The organism is uncultured Parasphingorhabdus sp. (assembly GCF_963677535.2).
Classification (GTDB): Bacteria; Pseudomonadota; Alphaproteobacteria; order Sphingomonadales; family Sphingomonadaceae; genus Parasphingorhabdus.
This window is the reverse complement of sequence record NZ_CAXXUT010000003.1, coordinates 1232219-1251082: the sequence shown is the minus strand read 5'-3', so window position 1 is coordinate 1251082 and position 18864 is coordinate 1232219. Positions and strand designations below refer to the sequence as shown.

16 protein-coding genes are annotated in these 18864 nt (G+C 60.2%); 9 read left to right on the top strand and 7 right to left on the bottom strand.

Going from position 1 to position 18864, the window contains the following annotated elements; all coding sequences use genetic code 11:
* Window positions 1-3687, top strand: coding sequence for an error-prone DNA polymerase (locus tag ACHZCJ_RS12915; RefSeq protein WP_321326947.1), 3687 nt, complete (start codon window positions 1-3; stop codon window positions 3685-3687).
* 34 nt (window positions 3688-3721) lie between these two features.
* On the opposite strand, the gene ACHZCJ_RS12910 is transcribed toward ACHZCJ_RS12915, so the two are convergent.
* The gene (locus ACHZCJ_RS12910; RefSeq protein ID WP_321326946.1) at window positions 3722-5638 is read right to left on the bottom strand and encodes an EAL domain-containing protein; all 1917 of its coding nucleotides are present in this window, start codon (window positions 5636-5638) and stop codon (window positions 3722-3724) included.
* 304 nt (window positions 5639-5942) lie between these two features.
* On the opposite strand from ACHZCJ_RS12910, the gene hppD reads away from it, so the two are divergent.
* The 3 genes from hppD (at window position 5943) to ACHZCJ_RS12895 (ending at window position 8732) form a co-directional block, all read left to right on the top strand.
* Complete coding sequence (hppD, locus tag ACHZCJ_RS12905; protein WP_321326945.1) at window positions 5943-7043, top strand: 4-hydroxyphenylpyruvate dioxygenase; 1101 nt, start codon at window positions 5943-5945, stop codon at window positions 7041-7043.
* A complete protein-coding gene (locus ACHZCJ_RS12900) occupies window positions 7043-7591 on the top strand; it encodes a VOC family protein (RefSeq protein WP_321326944.1) in 549 nt (182 codons plus the stop codon). Before hppD ends, ACHZCJ_RS12900 begins: the two co-directional genes overlap by 1 nt.
* Before the next feature lie 130 nt (window positions 7592-7721).
* The gene (locus ACHZCJ_RS12895; RefSeq protein ID WP_321326943.1) at window positions 7722-8732 is read left to right on the top strand and encodes a fumarylacetoacetate hydrolase family protein; all 1011 of its coding nucleotides are present in this window, start codon (window positions 7722-7724) and stop codon (window positions 8730-8732) included.
* 52 nt (window positions 8733-8784) lie between these two features.
* On the opposite strand, the gene ACHZCJ_RS12890 is transcribed toward ACHZCJ_RS12895, so the two are convergent.
* The 5 genes from ACHZCJ_RS12890 to ACHZCJ_RS12870 form a co-directional block, all read right to left on the bottom strand.
* A complete protein-coding gene (locus ACHZCJ_RS12890) occupies window positions 8785-9243 on the bottom strand; it encodes a hypothetical protein (RefSeq protein ID WP_321326942.1) in 459 nt (152 codons plus the stop codon).
* A 73-nt stretch (window positions 9244-9316) separates the two neighbouring features.
* Complete coding sequence (locus tag ACHZCJ_RS12885) at window positions 9317-9475, bottom strand: Lrp/AsnC ligand binding domain-containing protein (RefSeq protein ID WP_321326941.1); 159 nt, start codon at window positions 9473-9475, stop codon at window positions 9317-9319.
* Window positions 9476-10768, bottom strand: coding sequence for an amino acid permease (locus tag ACHZCJ_RS12880; protein WP_321326940.1), 1293 nt, complete (start codon window positions 10766-10768; stop codon window positions 9476-9478).
* Between the two features lie 151 nt (window positions 10769-10919).
* Window positions 10920-11582, bottom strand: a complete 663-nt coding sequence (locus ACHZCJ_RS12875; RefSeq protein ID WP_321327796.1) for a glutathione S-transferase family protein — start codon at window positions 11580-11582, stop codon at window positions 10920-10922.
* Between the two features lie 155 nt (window positions 11583-11737).
* Window positions 11738-12208 carry an Lrp/AsnC family transcriptional regulator gene (locus ACHZCJ_RS12870; RefSeq protein WP_321326939.1) on the bottom strand — a complete coding sequence of 157 codons (471 nt, stop codon included), beginning with the start codon at window positions 12206-12208 and terminating at the stop codon, window positions 11738-11740.
* A 106-nt stretch (window positions 12209-12314) separates the two neighbouring features.
* On the opposite strand from ACHZCJ_RS12870, the gene ACHZCJ_RS12865 reads away from it, so the two are divergent.
* A complete protein-coding gene (locus ACHZCJ_RS12865) occupies window positions 12315-13349 on the top strand; it encodes a PLP-dependent cysteine synthase family protein (protein ID WP_321326938.1) in 1035 nt (344 codons plus the stop codon).
* Here ACHZCJ_RS12865 and ACHZCJ_RS12860 read toward each other — a convergent pair.
* Window positions 13339-14862 (bottom strand): hypothetical protein, encoded by a 1524-nt coding sequence (locus ACHZCJ_RS12860; RefSeq protein ID WP_321326937.1) that lies wholly within the window; start codon window positions 14860-14862, stop codon window positions 13339-13341. The genes ACHZCJ_RS12865 and ACHZCJ_RS12860 overlap by 11 nt on opposite strands.
* Before the next feature lie 91 nt (window positions 14863-14953).
* Between ACHZCJ_RS12860 and ACHZCJ_RS12855 the strand changes: the two genes are divergently transcribed.
* From ACHZCJ_RS12855 to ACHZCJ_RS12840, 4 genes are read left to right on the top strand one after another with little or no spacing between them, the layout of a single operon-like run.
* Window positions 14954-16165 carry a CaiB/BaiF CoA-transferase family protein gene (locus ACHZCJ_RS12855; protein WP_159647322.1) on the top strand — a complete coding sequence of 404 codons (1212 nt, stop codon included), beginning with the start codon at window positions 14954-14956 and terminating at the stop codon, window positions 16163-16165.
* 35 nt (window positions 16166-16200) lie between these two features.
* Window positions 16201-17313, top strand: a complete 1113-nt coding sequence (locus tag ACHZCJ_RS12850; RefSeq protein ID WP_321326936.1) for an acyl-CoA dehydrogenase family protein — start codon at window positions 16201-16203, stop codon at window positions 17311-17313.
* 12 nt (window positions 17314-17325) lie between these two features.
* Entirely contained in the window at window positions 17326-18522 is a 1197-nt protein-coding gene (locus ACHZCJ_RS12845) for an acyl-CoA dehydrogenase family protein (RefSeq protein WP_321326935.1), read from the top strand.
* Between the two features lie 10 nt (window positions 18523-18532).
* Window positions 18533-18847 (top strand): DUF1330 domain-containing protein, encoded by a 315-nt coding sequence (locus ACHZCJ_RS12840; protein WP_321326934.1) that lies wholly within the window; start codon window positions 18533-18535, stop codon window positions 18845-18847.
* The last annotated feature ends 17 nt before the right edge of the window (window positions 18848-18864 follow it).

Sequence of the window (18864 nt, the reverse complement as noted above, 5' to 3'; positions counted from 1 at the left end):
ATGTCTGAATTCGCCGAACTGGCGGCTTCCACCCATTACAGTTTCCTGCGCGGCGCCTCATCCCCCGCCGACATGGTGCTGCAGGCAATGGCGCTGGGCATGACCGGGATCGGCATTGCCGACCGCAACAGCGTTGCCGGTGTCGTGCGGGCGCATGCGGCGCTGCGCCGGGCGCGCGAGGATGCGGCGGAAGAAGGGCTGGTGCTGCCGGATTGCAAGCTGATCGTCGGGTCACGGCTGGCCTTTGCCGACGAGACACCGGAAGTGATTGTCTATCCCCGCAACCGGCGCGGCTGGGGGCGGCTGACCCGGCTGCTCTCGACCGGCAATTTGCGGGCGGAGAAGGGGGATTGTTTTCTCTATGCGGCGGATTTGCTGGAATGGTGTGACGAGGACTGGGCTTTAATCATCCTCCCTGAAGCGTCAGCTTCGGGGAGGGGGACCGTCAGCCAGAGCGAAACGGCGGCTGATGGTGGAGGGGTTAGCGGCGGGGGCACTACACTGAAGGCACCCCTCCACCATCCTGCGCATGGTCCCCCTCCCCACGCTGCGCGCGGGGAGGAAATATTGGGGCGACTCCGCTCTCTCACGCCCCATATCTGGCTGGGCGCAGTCATGCCGCGTTCCGGACCGGACAAGCGTCATCTTGCCAGGCTGCACCGCCTCTCCGAAGCGACCGGCATCCCGCTCCTGGCAACCAACAACCCGCTCTATGCAACGCCCGAACAGCGTCCGCTCCACGACATCCTGACCTGCATCGCCGAGAAGACCACGATTCCCAAAGCGGGCCGCCTGCTCGCCGCCAATGCCGAGCGTTTTCTCAAAGCCCCGGCCGAAATGGCGCGCCTGTTCCGCGACCATCCGGAGGCGCTGGCCGAGACGCAGGAGCTGCTCCAACTCGTCGATTTCACGCTCGACGAACTGAGCTACCATTATCCCGAGGAACCGGTGCCCGATGGCTGGACGCCGCAAGGCTGGCTCGCCCATCTGACCTGGACCGCCGCCCATGAGCGGCATGGGGACAACCTGCCGGAGCGGTTGCGGTCCAAGGTGGAAGAGGAATTGCGGCTGATCGAAAAAATGGATTATGCGCCCTATTTCCTGACCGTCCACGACATTGTCAAATTTGCCCAGACCCAGAATATTCTCTGCCAGGGGCGCGGATCGGCGGCGAACAGCGCCGTCTGCTATCTGCTCGGCATCACCTCGGCCGATCCGATGGAACATGACCTGCTCTTCTCGCGCTTCATCTCCGAGGAACGGCGCGAGCCGCCGGATATCGACGTCGACTTCGAACATGAGCGACGCGAGGAGGTGATCCAGTATATCTATGCCCGCTATGGCCGCCACCGCGCCGGGATTGCCGCGACGGTGACCCATTATCGCTCGCGCAGCGCGATCCGCGAGGTTGGCAAGGCGCTCGGCCTGTCGGAGGATATTACCAGCCGTCTGTCGAGCACCGTCTGGGGCAGTCACGGCGGCAAACAGCCTGACAAGCGCTTTGCCGAGACCGGCCTCGACCCGGACAATCCGGAAATCCGGCGGCTCGGCGATCTGGTGCAGCAGATCCTGCAATTTCCCCGCCATCTGTCGCAGCATGTCGGCGGTTTCGTGCTGACTCAGGACCGGCTCGACGAAACCGTGCCGATCCACAATGCGGCGATGGACGACCGCACCTTCATCGAGTGGGACAAGAATGATATCGACACGCTCGGCCTGATGAAGGTGGATATATTGGCGCTGGGGATGCTGACCTGTATCCGCAAGGCGTTCGATATGCTGGAGCGGATCAACATCCTCCCTGAAGCGCCAACTTCGGGGAGGGGGACCACGCGAAGCGTGGTGGAGGGGTCCCGGTTTCAACCAGATGCCCCTCCGTCACGCCTTCGGCGCGCCACCTCCCCTAAGCTGCGCTTCGGGGAGGAAAAATGGACCCTCCAGAACGTCCCGCACGAGGATCCGGCGACCTATGACATGCTGTGCAAGGGCGACAGTATCGGCGTGTTCCAGGTCGAAAGCCGCGCCCAGATCAACATGCTGCCACGGCTGAAACCGCGCGAATTCTATGATCTGGTGATCCAGGTGGCGATTGTCCGGCCGGGGCCGATCGAGGGCGAAATGGTCCATCCCTATTTGCGGCGGCGGTCGGGCGTGGAAAAGGTCACCCTGCCCTCGCCGGCTCCACCGCATGATCCGGACGAGCTGAAATCCGTGCTCGGCCGAACCTTCGGCGTGCCGCTGTTCCAGGAACAGGCAATGAAGCTGGCGATTGTTGCCGCCGATTTTTCGCCAGCCGATGCCAACAAGCTGCGCCGGGCGATGGCGACCTTTCGCAATGTCGGCACGATCCACCATTTCGAGGCGAAGATGATCGAGGGTATGACCGCCAAGGGCTATGAGCGGGAATTTGCCGAGCGCTGCTACAAGCAGATCCAGGGCTTCGGCAGCTACGGCTTTCCCGAAAGCCACGCGATCAGCTTTGCCCGGCTGGTCTATGTGTCGAGCTGGATCAAGTGCCACCATCCGGCGGTGTTCGCGGCGGCCTTGCTCAATTCACAACCGATGGGATTTTACGCGCCGGCGCAGATTGTCCGCGACGCGCGCGAACACGGGGTGGAGGTGCGGGAACCGGATGTGAATTTCAGCGAGTGGGATAACCGGGTGGAGAAAAATATCCTCCCTGAAGCCCCAGCTTCGGGGAGGGGGACCGTCAGCCAGAGCAAAGCGGCGGCTGATGGTGGAGGGGTTGCAGCGGGGGTGCCCCTCCACCATCCTTCGGATGGCCCCCCTCCCCACGCTTCGCGCGGGGAGGATATCTTCCTCCGCATCGGGCTGCGCCAGATCGACGGTTTCCGTGAAGCCTGGGCGGAACAAATCCTCGCCGCCCGCCCCTTCCGGACCATCGAGGAACTCGCGCATAAAGCCAACCTCCCCGCCCGCGCCCTGCGTCTGCTCGCCGACGCCGATGCCTGCCGGTCGCTGGGGCTCGACCGGCGGCAGGCCTTGTGGGAAGTGCGCCGGACTCCGGTCAACACCTTGCCGCTGTTCGAGGCCGCACAAGCCAAGGAACTGGGGCAGGAGCAAGACGCCCGTCTGCCCGCGATGACCAAGGGTGAGCATGTCGTTGCAGACTATCAAAGCGTCCGCCTGTCGCTGAAAGGCCATCCGATGGAATTTCTGCGCGAACGCTTGCGGGAAGTCGGCGTGCTCAGCTGCGCGGAACTTGCCCAGGCCAAGAACGGCTCGCAGGCGAAAGTCGCCGGCGTTGTCCTGATCCGCCAGCGACCCGGCAAGGGCAATGCGGTGTTCATCACGCTGGAGGATGAAAGCGGAGTCGCCAACCTGCTGCTCTGGGCCAGCCGCTTTGAGAAGATGCGCCGTCCGGTGATGGCGGCACGGCTTATGCTCGCCACCGGAGAGGTTCAGCGCAGCGTCGAGGGCGTGACCCATCTAATGACCACGCGCGTCGAGGATTATACGTTCATGCTCGACGAGATTACCGACCACGACCGGCCGGATATCCCCATGGCCCGCGCCGACGAGATCAAGCGACCGATTTATCGCAACGAAGATCGGCGGGCGGCACGGGCTGCAGAGAACAAACCGCCGGGACCGCGACCGGCCTATCCCCGCTACGGCCATCCGCGCAATGTTCGGATTCTACCGAAATCCCGCGATTTTCACTAAACGGTGGGAAAGCGGAATTGACCCCGCGCAATGTTCATCGGTTGATCGCGTCCCGTTCGACCGATTCTTCGACACGCCCGTCCCGCTGCACGAGATAGGCGGGCAATTCTGCCGCGGTCATTGGTATTCCGAACAGATATCCCTGGACCATATGCGCGCCGACCCGCTTGGCAATGATCAGCTGGAGCTCGTCTTCCACTCCTTCGAGCAGGCAATCCACGCCAAGCGTTTTCGCCATTCCGACCAGCGACTGCAGAAATTTTTCCGTCATCGGATCCGCTACATCATTGAGGAAGGAGCGGTCCACTTTCAGCTTGCTGATCGGAAGCGACCGCAAATAGCTGAAATTGGAATAGCCGGTGCCGAAATCATCAAGCGCCAGCGGGTGCCCTAGCGCCGCCAGCCGCAACATATTGCTGCTGGCCTTGTGCGTATCCGCCATCATCGCGGTTTCGGTAACCTCGAATTCCAGCAGCGCCGGATCCAGACCGCTGGCTTTCACCTGTGCGATAATCTGGCTGATGATCTGGTCGGACAGCAAATCTTGGCCCGACAGGTTGATCGACAGCGGGACCGGCTCATGCCAGCGTTTCAGTGCAGCAATGGCCTGCTTCAGCACCGCGAGGGTGATATTGGCAATCAGGCCGCTTTCCTCGGCAACCGCGATGAACCGCGCGGGCAGGATTTCTCCAATCACGGGACTGTTCCACCGGGCGAGCGCCTCGGCCCGGACAATCCGGTTTTCCCCAAGGTCGAACTGCGGCTGGAAGAGCAATTCGATTTCGGTGTCGAAATCGGCAACGCGCAGGGCCTGCTCGATCCTGAACCGTTCGGCCGCCACCGCGGCATGTTCCTCACAGAACACGACGACCCGGTTCTTGCCGTGCTTTTTCGCGTGCAGCAAAGCAAAATCGGCATCCCGGACAAGCTGGGCGTCGCTAACCGCCGGGTCGATCCGGTGACAGCCGATGGATGCGGAAATCTGCACCAGACGATCCTCGATCAGATAGACCCGTCCGATATATTCCAGCAGCCCGCGGCACCAGGCTTCGACGACGCACGGTTCCGCGCTGTTGGACAGGATTATATTGAATTCATCACCCCCCATGCGGCTGAGATGGGCCTTGCTGCCGCAATAATCCTGCATGCGAACGGCAACTTCTTTCAGCAGTTCGTCGCCGATCAAATGGCCATAACCGTCGTTCACCGCCTTGAACCCGTCGAGATCCAGCAACACCAGCCAGTTGGCAAAACCCGCCCCTTCCTCGCGCTTGCTCAGCTGGAAGGCCTCGAAAAAGGCACGGCGGTTGGGCAGGCCAGTCAGGCTGTCGGAAAGCGACAGATAGCGCATTTCCTCGCTGAGCATCTCCGCCCGTTCCAGCCGGTTTTCCACCTCATGCCGGGCGAGGGCGGTGCGGGCAATGGTCCGGCGGAGGAAGATCGTGATGGCGATCGCCGTCATTGCTGCGGCCGATGTGACAAAGGCATAGTTGAACAGCAGCTCGGGCGCATTGTGCACCAATGTGTAGAACAGCCCGGCGATCACCGCGGCGATCGAAACCAGCGCCTGCTTGATGCTGGTGCAGGCGAGCGCAAAGACCATGACCATGATGACGAAATAGACCAGATCGGTCTGGGCAAATTTGATCTCCATCGCGATCATCACATTTGCCAGCATGAACATATTGGCGATCGTCGTGATAATGTGCAGATCAGCGAATGTGTCAGGCTTGCGCAATCCGTACCAGAAAAAGGCGAGAACCGCACTGGCGATGGAGGAGGCAGTGACGATGGCCAGCAGCGCCGACCCGCTGTGGACCCCGAAATGCATCAGCGTCAGCACAGCATAATAGACCGCCGCTACCCCGAAATATCCCCGGATCATCGGGCGATAAATGGTGGCGACAATCGGGGTGATATCCGGACGGTGCGAAGGGGGTGCTATGGTCATATGTTCCGCCTGCGCGCCTATTCGGATAAAGTTAATAATCTGTATTTACGGTATTTTTTTCCTCACTTAATGGCATGCTGCTCTGCGCCAGACCCATTGTCCGCACCCGCAGCAACGACAGCGGTCGAGCCGGTGCGCGGAAATCGTCTGTGAGCCAGCCGAAAGTCTTTTGATATATGCGCCATCTGCGGTGCCTATACGTGCAAGAACCACCGGCTAATGCCTTGCATATCCCGCCCGAACTCCCTATAGTATCATTTGTAACTATAACGCGCCACGGCGCCTGTTGTCCCGAGGAAATATTGTGGCTGATCTGTTTGAAAATCCCGTTGGTCTCGACGGTTTTGAATTTGTCGAATTTTGCGCGCCCGAGCGCGGCGTGCTCGAGCCGGTGTTCGAAGTCATGGGCTTCACCCGCATCGCCCAGCACCGCAGCAAGGATGTCCATCTGTGGCGGCAGGGTGGCATCAACCTGATCATCAATTACGAGCCGAAGTCGGCCGCCTGGTATTTTGCCCGCGAGCACGGCCCTTCGGCCTGCGGCATGGCTTTCCGGGTGAAAGACGCGCGCAAGGCCTATGCCTGGCTGCTCGAAAAAGGCGCCGAGCCGGTGCATGTCGAGACCGGACCGATGGAATTGCATATCCCCGCGATCCGCGGCATCGGCGGCGCAATCCTCTATCTGGTCGACCGCTATGACGGCGGCGAGCGCGGCGAGAATCTGTCGATCTACGATATTGATTTTGAATATCTGCCGGGCGTGGACCGCAATCCCGTTGGCGCCGGTTTCCATACGATCGATCACCTGACCCACAATGTCTACGGCGGCCGGATGAAATATTGGGCCGACTATTACGAGACATTGTTCAATTTCCGCGAAATCCGCTTCTTTGACATCAAGGGCGAATATACCGGCCTGACCTCCAAGGCGCTGACCGCGCCGGACGGCAAGATCCGCATCCCGCTCAACGAAGAGGGTGAAGGCGGCAAGGGCCAGATCGAGGAATTCCTGCGCGAATTCAACGGCGAAGGCATCCAGCATATCGCGCTGATCTGTGACGATCTGGTCGCCTGCTGGGACCGGCTCAAGAAACTCGGCGTTCCGTTCATGACGGCGCCGCCAGCAACCTATTACGAGATGCTCGACGGTCGCCTGCCCGGCCATGGCGAAGACGTAAACGCGCTGCAGACGCGTGGTATATTGCTCGACGGCACCACGGAGGGTGGCGAGCCGCGCTTGCTCTTGCAGATTTTCGCCGAAGCACAGGTCGGACCGGTTTTCTTTGAATTCATCCAGAGAAAGGGCGATGACGGTTTCGGCGAGGGCAATTTCAAGGCCCTGTTCGAGAGCATCGAACGCGATCAGGTATCGCGCGGGGTGCTGAATGTAGAGGAGCCGGTATAATGGCCGCACCCAAGATCGATGGCATCCACCATGTCGCCTATCGCTGCAAGGACGCGAAGGAGACGGTCGATTTCTACCAGCGCGTCATGGGCATGGAGTTCCAGCTCGCCTTTGCCGAGAATGAAGTGCCGTCGACCGGCGAACATGACCCCTATATGCACATCTTCCTCGATGCCGGCGGCGGCAATGTCCTCGCCTTTTTCGAACTGCCCGAGCAGCCGGACATGGACCGCGACCAGAATACCCCGGCCTGGGTCCAGCATATCGCCTTCAAGGTGAATTCGCTCGACGATCTGATGGCCGCCAAGGCCAATGCCGAAGCCGAGGGTCTCGAAGTGATCGGCCCGACCCATCACGGCATTTTCAAGTCGATCTATTTCTTCGATCCCAACGGCCATAGGCTGGAACTGGCCTGCGATATCGGCACCGAAGAGGAAATGACCGAATTGCGCCGCGTCGCTCCCGCGATGCTCGAGGAATGGAGCCGGACCAAGAAGGCCCCGCAACATGCCGCCTGGCTGCACGCAAAGGCGCGCGACGTGCATTAGGTTTTCGCATTGAACAATGCCGTGCTCCTGCGTAGGCAGGAGTCCATCTCCCGAAGTTTCCGCTAGAGGCAATGGTGAGAGATGGGCCCTCGCATTCGCGGGGGGAACGGAGCAGGATGAAGGAACGCACATGAAACTCGCTACCCTGAAAAATGACACCCGCGACGGCCGCCTGGTCGTGGTTTCCAAGGACCTCACTCGCTGCTGCGAAGCGAGCAATATTGCCCCGACTCTGCAGGCGGCGCTGGACGACTGGGAACAATGCGCGCCCAAGCTGGAAGCGCTCTACCGCGATGTCGAACATGAAACCGTGCCCTGCGAACGCTTTCACGAGCGGCTCGCCGAATCCCCCCTGCCCCGCGCCTATCAATGGGCCGACGGCAGCGCCTATATCAACCATGTTGAACTGGTCCGCAAAGCCCGCGGCGCCGAAGTGCCGGAGAGCTTCTATACAGATCCCCTGATGTATCAGGGCGGCAGCGACGCCTTCCTCGGCCCGCGCGACGATATCCCGCTCGGCGACCCCAAATGGGGCTGTGACATGGAAGGCGAAGTCGCGGTCATCACCGATGATGTGCCACCGGGCGTCAGCAGCGAGGAAGCCGCCGACCATATCAAGCTGGTCATGCTGTGCAATGACGTCAGCCTGCGCGGCCTGATCCCCGGCGAATTGGCCAAGGGCTTCGGCTTTTTCCAGTCGAAACCGCCATCGGCTTTCTCCCCGGTCTGCGTGACCCCAGACGAACTGGGCGACGCTTGGAAGGGCTCGGTCATCCACCTGCCGCTGCAGGTCGACTATAACCGCGAGCCCTTCGGCCGCGCCAATGCCGGCAAGGACGCGACCTTCAGCCTCGCCGATCTGGTCGCCCATGCCGCCAAGACCCGCCCCCTGTGCGCCGGCACGATCATCGGTTCCGGCACCGTCTCCAACCAGGGCCCCGACGGCGATCCCGGCAAGCCGGTCAGCGAAGGCGGCCTCGGCTACAGCTGCATCGCCGAAATCCGGATGATCGAAACCATCAACACCGGCGCGCCCAAGACGCCGTTCATGAGCGCCGGCGATACGGTGAAGATCCAGATGCTGGATGCGGATGGTCACTCGATATTTGGCGCGATCCGGCAGGATGTTGTGGCGGTTTGATGGGGTTGGTTGTGGGGTGATTTTGGCGGCCGCAATATCTCGAAAGCGGACCTTAGATTTCTTCGCTTGTTCCATGCAGCGCGCCGTACATCAAACTGAGTTCCAGGCTTAGAAACGTAGCTGCAAACCAGAGATAGAATATCTCTGGGCCTAGCCAGTTTTGCATCAAGGCGGCAGGAATAGTTCCCAAAAACAAGATAGCTCTGACCTTCAGGATCAAGGGCGTGCCAAAATTTCTTCCAAAAAGCCCCCATTCGGGATCAGACAGTTTTTTCCCGCGACCCGGCCATGGATCAGTCCCCTGCATTGCCAAATTAATGTTAGCAATGCCGCTACGGTATGCCTTGCAGGAAATTATTCGCATGAAGAGCACAAATACAGCTGCAATAGTGGTATATAGCACTGGCTGAATAAATATTTCACGCGCGACTGACGAAAAAACAGAAACAAGCGCAAGCGTAGCTGCCATAATAGCAACCCATAGTGCTCCACCACGCAGCTTTTCATCCATCATAATGCAGAAGAATAACGACCACTAAGTCATTTGCAAATGGAAGAAGGGTCTCAACATCATGCAGGGGCTCTCAAACCGGCACCGCCGTCTCATATTTAATCCGCTCCATCGCAAAGCTCGCCGACACATCGGACAAGGGCACCGCCTTGATCAGTTTCTTGTAGACCCGGTCATAATCGGCAACATCGCGGACCAGCAGCTTGAGCGGATAGTCGACCTCCCCCGGCATTCAGCCCGCAGGAGCCGTCCCGCGGGCACGCGTCCGTCCGCCGATCAGGAAATGCAGCGGCACCGCGACCAGAATCAGCAGGATGCCGAGACCGCCCGCTTCCAAACCGGTTCCGTAGAGCACCCAACAGCAGAAGCCGAGGCCAACCACCGCCAGGGTTCGCTGAACATGCGCCACCAGAGCGGCGATGCAAATGGCGGCATAGAACCAGATCGCCGAAGCGGTCGTGAGCCGCAGCAGGAAGTCCAGCACTCTCTCGCCGATGCCTGTCGCGCTCCCGAGCATCAGTATAATCGCCAGCAGGCTACCCAGCAGCAAGGGTCGCGCCGCCACGTCGTGGCGGTTGGCCGGCGCCATATAGTCGGGCAGCTGGCCATCGCGGACCATGCCCAGCGGGAGCTCGCCCATGAACAGGATGATGCCGTTGATACAACCGATCGCGGAGATCGCGGCGAATAATGCAACGGCATTTCCCGCCCACGGTCCCAGAAAACGCGTGACAAAATAGGCGATCGGGGCGGAGCTGGCAGACAGTTCGTCCGCCGGGCTTGCCATCATGATACCGGTGCTCACGATCATATAGATGACAAGCACCAGCGCGAGACCCAGCAATGTTCCCCGCACGACGTTGCGAGCCGGGTCGCGCACCCGTTCCGCCACCAGGCCCGCGGATTCGAAGCCGAGCAGGGCGAAAAATGTTATCGCCAGCGCCGGCGTCAGCGACGCCGCCGAAAAGGGAGCCAGCGGCGCCTGGCTATAGGTCGCCGGCGCGCTCACGGCGAGCCACGCGACGATTGCAATGACAACGACGAGCGGTACGAGCTTGAGCAACGTGGCGGTCACCTGAAAATTGCCGGCGCTGCGCACGCCGCGGATATTGATCGTGGTCAATGCGGCAACAATCACTGTTCCGCCAATCGCTTGCTCCAGAGGGCCGTGGGGAAGCGACGGGAACAGATGCAGCAGATAGGCGGCACCGGCCATGGCGACCACCGCGGCGCTGCCGATCAGGGAAACCCAGTAGCTCCAGGCGATCACCCGCCCCGGAAGCAGCCCGAGAATGTCACCACAGATCGTCAATATGCTGGGCTCATGGGATCGCTGGATCGTGAGATCGGCGATGATGCGGGCAATTGCCAATACGCCCATGCCGCCGACGATCCAGCTGACCGCACCGGTCCAGCCAAGCGGTGCGAGCTGCCCGGGCAGAACAAAAATACCCGCACCAATCATCGTCCCCACGACCATCGCGGTCGCCGTCCAGACACCGAATGGTCTTTCCAATTTGGCCATGTAACTTGTCCCCCGGACGGAGACTTGCATGTAACTTGCTTTTTTCAAAGAAATTTATTGGATCGAGGGGTTCCGGCAGGATGTTGTGGCGGTTTGACGGGGTTGGTTTTGCCGACCGCTAAGTCCCGAAACGGACGATCACAACCCGGGTCTAGCCGCTGATTGCCGCGTCCATTCTCGAGCGCCACTCCACCAGGGCGGGCCGGCTTGCAAAGGCCTCGGCAAATTCGGGAGTCGCGCCGGAAAACCCGGTGGTGCTGACGCCGTAAATCGCAAAATCCGCGACGCTGGGCCTATCTGCATGGAAAAACGGATCTCGCGCGAGCAATGTTACAAGATTGTCCAGCCGCAGCGCGAGCTCGGCAATCAGCATTTCCTCTGGCAGTCGCCCCAGCCCTTGCGCCTGAGGCTGTCTGCCGACCAGACGCCGCAATATGGGTTTCGCGAACAGGCGAAGCGGGGCGGGCACGAATTTGCGGTTTTCCGCAAGCGTACGCGGCTCGTTCTTGTCGCTCCAGCGCAGCGCCTGAACATACCAGTAAAGCGATTCATCGCTCCAATCTTCCAGCAGATATTGCCGGGCTGCGGTCGCGGGATCCTCTGCGATCAAGGGCGGTGATGGCTGCTCTGCGTCCAGCCGGCGCAAGATCAGACTGGAATCGAACAGGACATCCGTTCCAAACAGGGCGATAGGGACTTTGCCGGTTTGCGGGTTCAGTTTCCTGAGTTCGGCAATACCGACATATTCCCGATGCGTGAACGGCAGTCGCTTGTAGGCCGTCGCGGCCTTCACTTTTGTTACAAAAGGGGAAATGGACGGACCGATGATGGTGATGCTTGAAATATCCGCCTCCCTGTCTGCTCTACATTACGCATGGGTTAGGATGCCGGCCACCCCCAAAAATATGACCACGCCGAAGAAGGGAAAACAGAAACCGGAAAACATACTAACGACGTGGTAAAACCCCCTCAAACCGGCACCGCCGTCTCGTATTTGATCCGCTCCATCGCGAAGCTCGCCGACACATCGGACAGCGGCACCGCCTTGATCAGTTTCTTGTAGACCCGGTCATAGTCGGCAACATCGCGGACCAGCAGTTTGAGCATATAGTCGACCTCTCCGGCCATCCGGTAGAATTCGACCACTTCCTCGATTGAAGAGGCGGCCGCGGCGAATTTTGTCAGCCATTGGTCGCTATGGTCGCTGGTCCGCACGGCGACAAACACGGTCATGTTCAGGCCGACCGCTTCCGGATCGACGATCGCCACCCGGCGGGCGATTATACCGTCCGCCTCCATGCGCTTGATCCGCCGCCAGCAGGCATTGGTCGAGAGGCTGAGCTGCGCCGCGAGATTTTCCAGCGACAGGCTGGCGTCCCGCTGCAAGGCTTTCAGGATATTCCGGTCATTATCATCAATATTTTTTATCTTATGTCTCATATCCGGAATATTATCACATTATTACCGCAAGGCCATCAAATAATGACAAGGATTTTCCGCATCAGCATCACCATGATCCATGCAGATCAACAGAGAGGAGTTGGCCATGCTGGATATTGTAGACCGGGAACGCGGAGACAAGTTGCAGTCGCTATCGGCGCTGATCGGCAATACGCCGATGATCAAGATCCTGGCGCGATATCAGGGACAGGAGGTCACCGTCTATGCCAAGGCGGAAATGTACAATCTCTCAGGCAGCATCAAGGACCGCATGGCACTGGCGATCCTGCAGGATGCGATCCGGCGCGGCGATCTGCAACCCGGCCAGACAATTGTCGAGGCAACCAGCGGCAATAGCGGGATATCCTTTGCCGCTATTGGCAGCGCGCTCGGCCACCCGGTTACCATCTTCATGCCCGACTGGGTCAGCGCCGAGCGGCGCGCCCTGCTCGCCGTATATGGCGCCGACGTCCGGCTGGTCTCGCGCGCGGACGGCGGCTTTCTTGGCTGCATGGCCGCCGCCGAACATTGCGCACGGCAGGGTGCCTATCTGCCCCGCCAGTTTTCCAACCCGGTCAATGCCGACGAACATGCGCAGGGCACCGGTCCCGAAATATGGCGACAGGTTGCGACCGACGGCGCCGCTCTGGGTGGCTTTGTCGCCGGCGTCGGCACCGGCGGCACGGTGATGGGCATCGGCCGCTATCTCAAGGACCGCGATGCCGGCATCCGCGTGCACCCGGTCGAACCGCTGGAATCCCCCACCCTGTCGGTCGGTCACAAATGCGGCCAGCACCGGGTGCAGGGCCTGTCGGACGAATTCATCCCCGCCCTTCTCGACCTGTCCGAACTGGACGGCGTGATCGGCGTGCACGACGGCGACGCGATCCTGATGGCGCAGCAGCTGCTCCGCCAGTTCGGTCTCGGCGTCGGCATTTCCAGCGGCATCAATCTGGTCGCCGCCATCCGCCTCGCACTGGAGCAGCCGGCCGCCGCCGACGGCACGCGCAAGGCGGTGGCGACCATTTTCGCCGACAGCAACAGCAAATATCTGTCAACCGATCTGGCGAAGGACGAACCCTGCCGGGACGGCTATTGGACGCCGCAGATGGAACTGTTGGATATCGAGACTATCCGCTGAGCTTGGCGATATTGCGTTCGTCAGCGGTAACCACATCGACCGCCAGGCCGATCAGGTCAGTGTCTTCCGGTGCATCGGGCAGGACGCCGATGGCGGGTAGGCCCAGCTCGTCCTCCAGCCACAGGCTCGCCGCGCCGCGGCTGGCCTTGCCATAAGGCATGACGTAGCTTTTGATCACCGCCTTGCCGCTGAAGAAATGGTCCGGCTTGACATGATCCGGCTTCGGGATGCGCACGGGTTCGGCGATCCGGTCGGGCGACCAGCCGCCAGCCACCGGCTGAGCGGCGTAGATGCCCACCGATTCCTTGTTGATCACGCCGCCATTGGCGGAGATCATGCCCGGCTTGCTGCCGTCCTTGCGCAGCGCCTGGACCAGCGCGACAATGCCATGGGCGCTGTAGCTGTTGCCCGGTCCGCCAAAGAAACTGAGCCCGCCAGTCAGGGTGTAGGAAGACAGCGACCGGTCGGGTGATCCCAGCGCGTCCATCGCCAGCGAAACCGCCACCGGGAAACAGCTATATATGTCAATCGGGCCGAGATCCGCAGCATCCACTTCCGCCAGTTCCAGCGCTTTCGGGAAAGCCACCTGCATCGCCGGGGACACCGACAGATCATCCTGCAGGCTCATCAGCGGCACGCTCGCGTCGGCGCCACTGTGCAGATAGATCATCTTGTCTCCGGATATGCCCAGTTCCGCGGCATGGCCCGCCGTGGTCAGGATCACCGCCGCGCCCAGTTCGACCGCATCCTGCGCCACCATCCAGCGGCGATAGGGGTCGTTGAGTCGATAATTGCCATGATCGTCGGCGAGCAGTTCTTCCGCCGTCCAGTCGCGGGAAAATTGCGCATGCTCGCGGGTCAGCGATACGCCAGCAAAAGCTGCCCACAATTTGGCCATGTCTTTCGCATAGCTGTCGCGATCCATGCCAATCCGCGCACGCCGGGCATTTTCGACAATGCCATAGGCCATCGGCATGTTGATAATGCCCTGCCGCCATTCATAGGCGGTGAGCATCTTGTCTTCCTGGGTGATCAGATCGGTCATGTCGCGGGTCGCCGGCCGGTTCCAGTCCAGTTTGTGACCGCTGCGCCGCGCCCGTTTGACGGTACCCATATTTTCGGCGCTGGACAGGACCACCGCCTTATATTCGCCGGCATGGACTTGGGCCGCTAGCTTGTTGAGATGCTTCTGCGGACTCTGCCCCCCGACATCGCCATAGAGCAGATGTTCGGGATCGAGGCCAGAGGCCGTGGCCACCGCTTCGGGGAGATTTTCCGGCGAGCCGCAATCATGCGGCAGACCGCTGTCGTGGAACAGGCGAATCGAGAGCAGGCAGTCAATCGACGCCGCCAGTTTTTCTCCGGCACCGCTGTCGGCCAGCGCCTGCTTCACCGCCGCCGAGGCAAGGTCAACCGTCGAGGGCCATTCAAGCCCTTGCGATTGCTTCAGTTTTGCGCCGCTTGCCTCGCCGACACCGATTAGTACCGGCGCCTTGGGATCTGCCAATTCCATCCTAATTCCCTCAAAATAAACAGTTCATCAATCGATTAAACATGATAACAGCATGCTGTAATCATGCACTAGCTAAAATGGAGAATATTGAATGAGCGGCTGGCCGGAACTTAAATGGGACACGGAACCGACAGGCCCCCTGAAGGGTTTGAAAATCGTCGACATGTCTACCGTCGTCCTTGGTCCTTTTGCCACTCTCAATTTTGCCGACATGGGCGCCGACGTCATCAAGATTGAAAATGGCGAAGGCAAATTCGGCGGCGACATGATGCGCCATGCCGGTGACAATCCGACCGGTGACCTCGGCCCGATCTTCACCTCGCTCAATCGCAACAAGAAATCGGTCACGCTCAACGGCAAGAATGAAGACGATAAGGCCGTCATCCTCGAGCTGCTGAAACATGCCGATGTGTTTTTCCACAATGTCCGGCTAGCCGGCATGGAACGGCTCGGCCTCGACTATGAAAGCGTCAAGGCGATCAACCCCGGCATCGTCTATGTCCATTGCGCCGGCTTCGGCAAGGGCGGCGAATATGAAAAGCGCCAGGCCTATGACGATCTGATCCAGTGCGCCTCCGGCTTCGCCAGCCTGTTCGAGATGCGCGGCGACAGCGGGCGGCCGCTCTACATGCCGTCACTGGTCGCCGACAAGACGATCGGCCTGTTCGCGGTCAATGCCACGCTCGCGGCGATGTATCACAAGGAGAAGACCGGCGAGGGACAATTTGTCCAGGTACCGATGTACGAAGCCTTCACCTGGTTCAACATGGTCGAGAACCTGTGGGGCGAGACCTTCATTCCGGGCAATGGCAAGCTGGCCTATACACGTTCGATCAACGCCAACCGCAAACCCTATCCGACCAAGGACGGCTACATCGGTCTGGTGCCCTATAATGATGCGCAATGGCGGAAATTTTTCGAGCTGGGCGGCAAGCCCGGGGTCTTTGACGAACCCCGCTTTTCCGACTATTCGCAGCGAACCAAGAATATCACCGCGCTTTATGCCCTGATCGAGGAGATTGCCGCGACCAAGACTACGGAGGAATGGCTGCCGCTGCTCGACGAACATAATATTCCGGCGATGCGCTATAACAAGATGGAAGATGTACTGACCGATCCGCATCTCCAGCAGGTCGGTTTCTGGCAGGAACGCGAAGGCGAGAAGATCGGCAAATATAGGACGATCAAACATCCGGTGCACTATTCCGCCAGCCCGGCCAATATCTACGCCGATCCTCCGACTCTGGGTGCGGACAATGACGAAATACGCGGCGCACTGAACATGCCCGCCAACGACGACTGACATAATAATATAAACAACGGGATGAGGCCTAGACCATGAATTTTGATTTTTCCGACGATCAAAAGTTTCTTCGAGACGAAGCGCGCAAGTTTCTGGAAGCCCAATGCACCACCGCGCATGTCCGCGAAGTGCTGGACGATGACAGCAAGAGCCACAATGAAGGCGTCTGGAAGCAGATTGTCGAAATGGGCTGGCTCGGAGCAGCGATCCCCGAAGAATATGGCGGGCTTGGTCTCGGCATGCTCGAGCTTTGCGTAATTGCCGAGGAACTCGGTCGCGTGCTGGCGCCGGTTCCGTTCGGGTCATCGGCCTATTTCTTTGCCGAGGCGCTAAAACTGGCGGGCAGCGACGAGCAGAAATCGCAATTGCTACCAAAAGTGGCCGACGGCAGCCTGATCGGCTGCATTGCGGTCAGCGAAGGGCCGGGCGAGATCAAGGCCGGCACTATTGCCACGCGGCTGAAGGACGGCGTGATCTCCGGCAAGAAAATCCCTGTCACCGATGGCGATATCGCCACGCACGCCATCGTGCTGGTGAAGGACGGCAGCAGCGAGAGCCTCGTCATTGTTGACCTCAACCAGAGCGGCGTATCGCGCGAACCGGTCAAGACGCTCGAACCGACGCGCAGCCATGCGACGATCAGTTTCGACGGCGCATCAGCCGAGCTTCTCGGCGAAGCGGGCAATGGCATGGCGCTGCTCGACCAGATCAACGACCGGGCAGCGGTCTTGCTCGCTTTCGAACAACTGGGCGGCGCGTCGCGCTGTCTGGAAATGGCCAATGACTATGCCAAGGAACGCGTCGCATTCGGCCGCGCCATTGGCGGCAACCAGGCAATCAAGCACAAGCTGGCCGACATGTATGTGAAGAATGAAGTCGCCCGCTCCAACGCTTATTATGGCGCATGGGCGCTGTCGAGCGACGCCGCCGAGCTGCCCGAGGCGGCAGCGGCCGCCCGGGTCGCGGCCTCGGAGGCCTACTGGTTTGCCTCGAAAGAGAATATCCAGACCCACGGCGGCATGGGCTTCACCTGGGAAGTGGATTGCCACCTCTTCTACCGCCGCGCCAAATTGCTGGCCGTGCAGGCGGGCAGCCCGGCGGTCTGGAAAGAGAAGCTGGTCAGCGCGCTCGAAGCGAAAAATGGTTAGAAGGAATTAGACATGGATTTCAACGATACACCAGAAGAAGCAGAATTTCGCGCCGAAGCGAACGCCTTTCTCTCGCAGCATCTCAAGCCCAAGACGCCGGGCGCCTTGCGTTCGGGTGGCCGCGAGGATTTTCTTGAGCGCGCCAAGGCCTGGCAGAAGACCAAGGCGGAAGGCGGCTTTGCGCAGATCACCTGGCCCAAGGAAATGGGCGGCCGCGGCGGCACCGTGATGCAGCAGGTCATCTGGGGCCAGGAAGAAGCCAAATTCGATGCGCCGACCGGCCCGTTCGCGATCGGCCTCGGGATGTGCGTGCCGACGGTGATTGCCTTCGGATCGGACGAGCATAAGAAGCGCTATGTCCAGAAAGCCCTGATGGGCGAGGAAATCTGGTGCCAGCTCTTTTCCGAGCCGGCAGCCGGGTCGGATGTTGCCGGTCTCAAGACAAAAGCGGTCAAAGATGGCGACGAATGGGTCATAAATGGTCAGAAAGTGTGGACTTCCGGTGCCCATTATTCCGATTATGGTATCCTTCTGGTCCGTACCGACCCCAATGTGCCCAAGCACAAGGGCCTGACCATGTTCATCGTCGACATGAAGCAGAAGGGCGTCGATGTGCGGCCGATCCATCAGGCGTCCGGCGGCAAGGAATTCAACGAAGTCTATTTCACCGACGTCCGCATTCCCGACAGCGACCGGCTCGGTGAGCCCGGCATGGGCTGGAAAGTTGCGCTGGTGACATTGATGAACGAGCGACTCGCGGTTGGCGGTTCGCCGGGTCCCGACTGGAAGGAAATCATGGATTATGCGCGCTCCGCCGGCACATTGTCCGACCAGGCCTTCCGCGCCAAACTGGCCGACTGGTATGTCGCGGCGCAGGGTTACAAGCTGACCAAATTCCGCACCCAGACCGCTCTGTCGCGCGGTGAAACACCAGGTCCGGAAAATGCCATCGGCAAGATCATCAACGCCAACCATCTGCAGGATATCTGCAACAGCGCGATCGAGATGCAGGACCATTTCGGCCTGATCGTCGACAAGGACGAAGCGCCGTCCGATGCAATATTCCAGGAAAGCTTCATGTGGGCGCCGGGCCTGAGAATCGCCGGCGGTACCGACGAGATCCTGAAAAATATCATCGCCGAACGGGTGCTGGGCCTGCCACAGGATGTGCGGGTAGACAAAGACAAGACCTTCGCGGAAATGAACTAGGAAACAGATGATGACCGAACAACCCGTCCATGTCGTCGCCAATTTCACCGTCCAGGACGCGGCGAAATATCGCGAATATGAAAAGGGATTTTTCCCGATCCTCAAACGGCATGGCGGGGAGTTCATTACTTATGATGACGGCAGTGTCACCTTCGAAGGCGCAGCTCCGCCCGAAGGCCGGGTGGTGATGTTCCGCTTCCCCAACGAAACGGCGGCCACGGCCTGGTATAAGGATCCCGATTATCAGACTCTGTCCGAGCATCGCCGCGCCGGCACGACGCTGCAGTTCCTGACCATGGTGCACAGCATTCCGCCGCGCGACTAGGCTGCGACCAAAAGTCC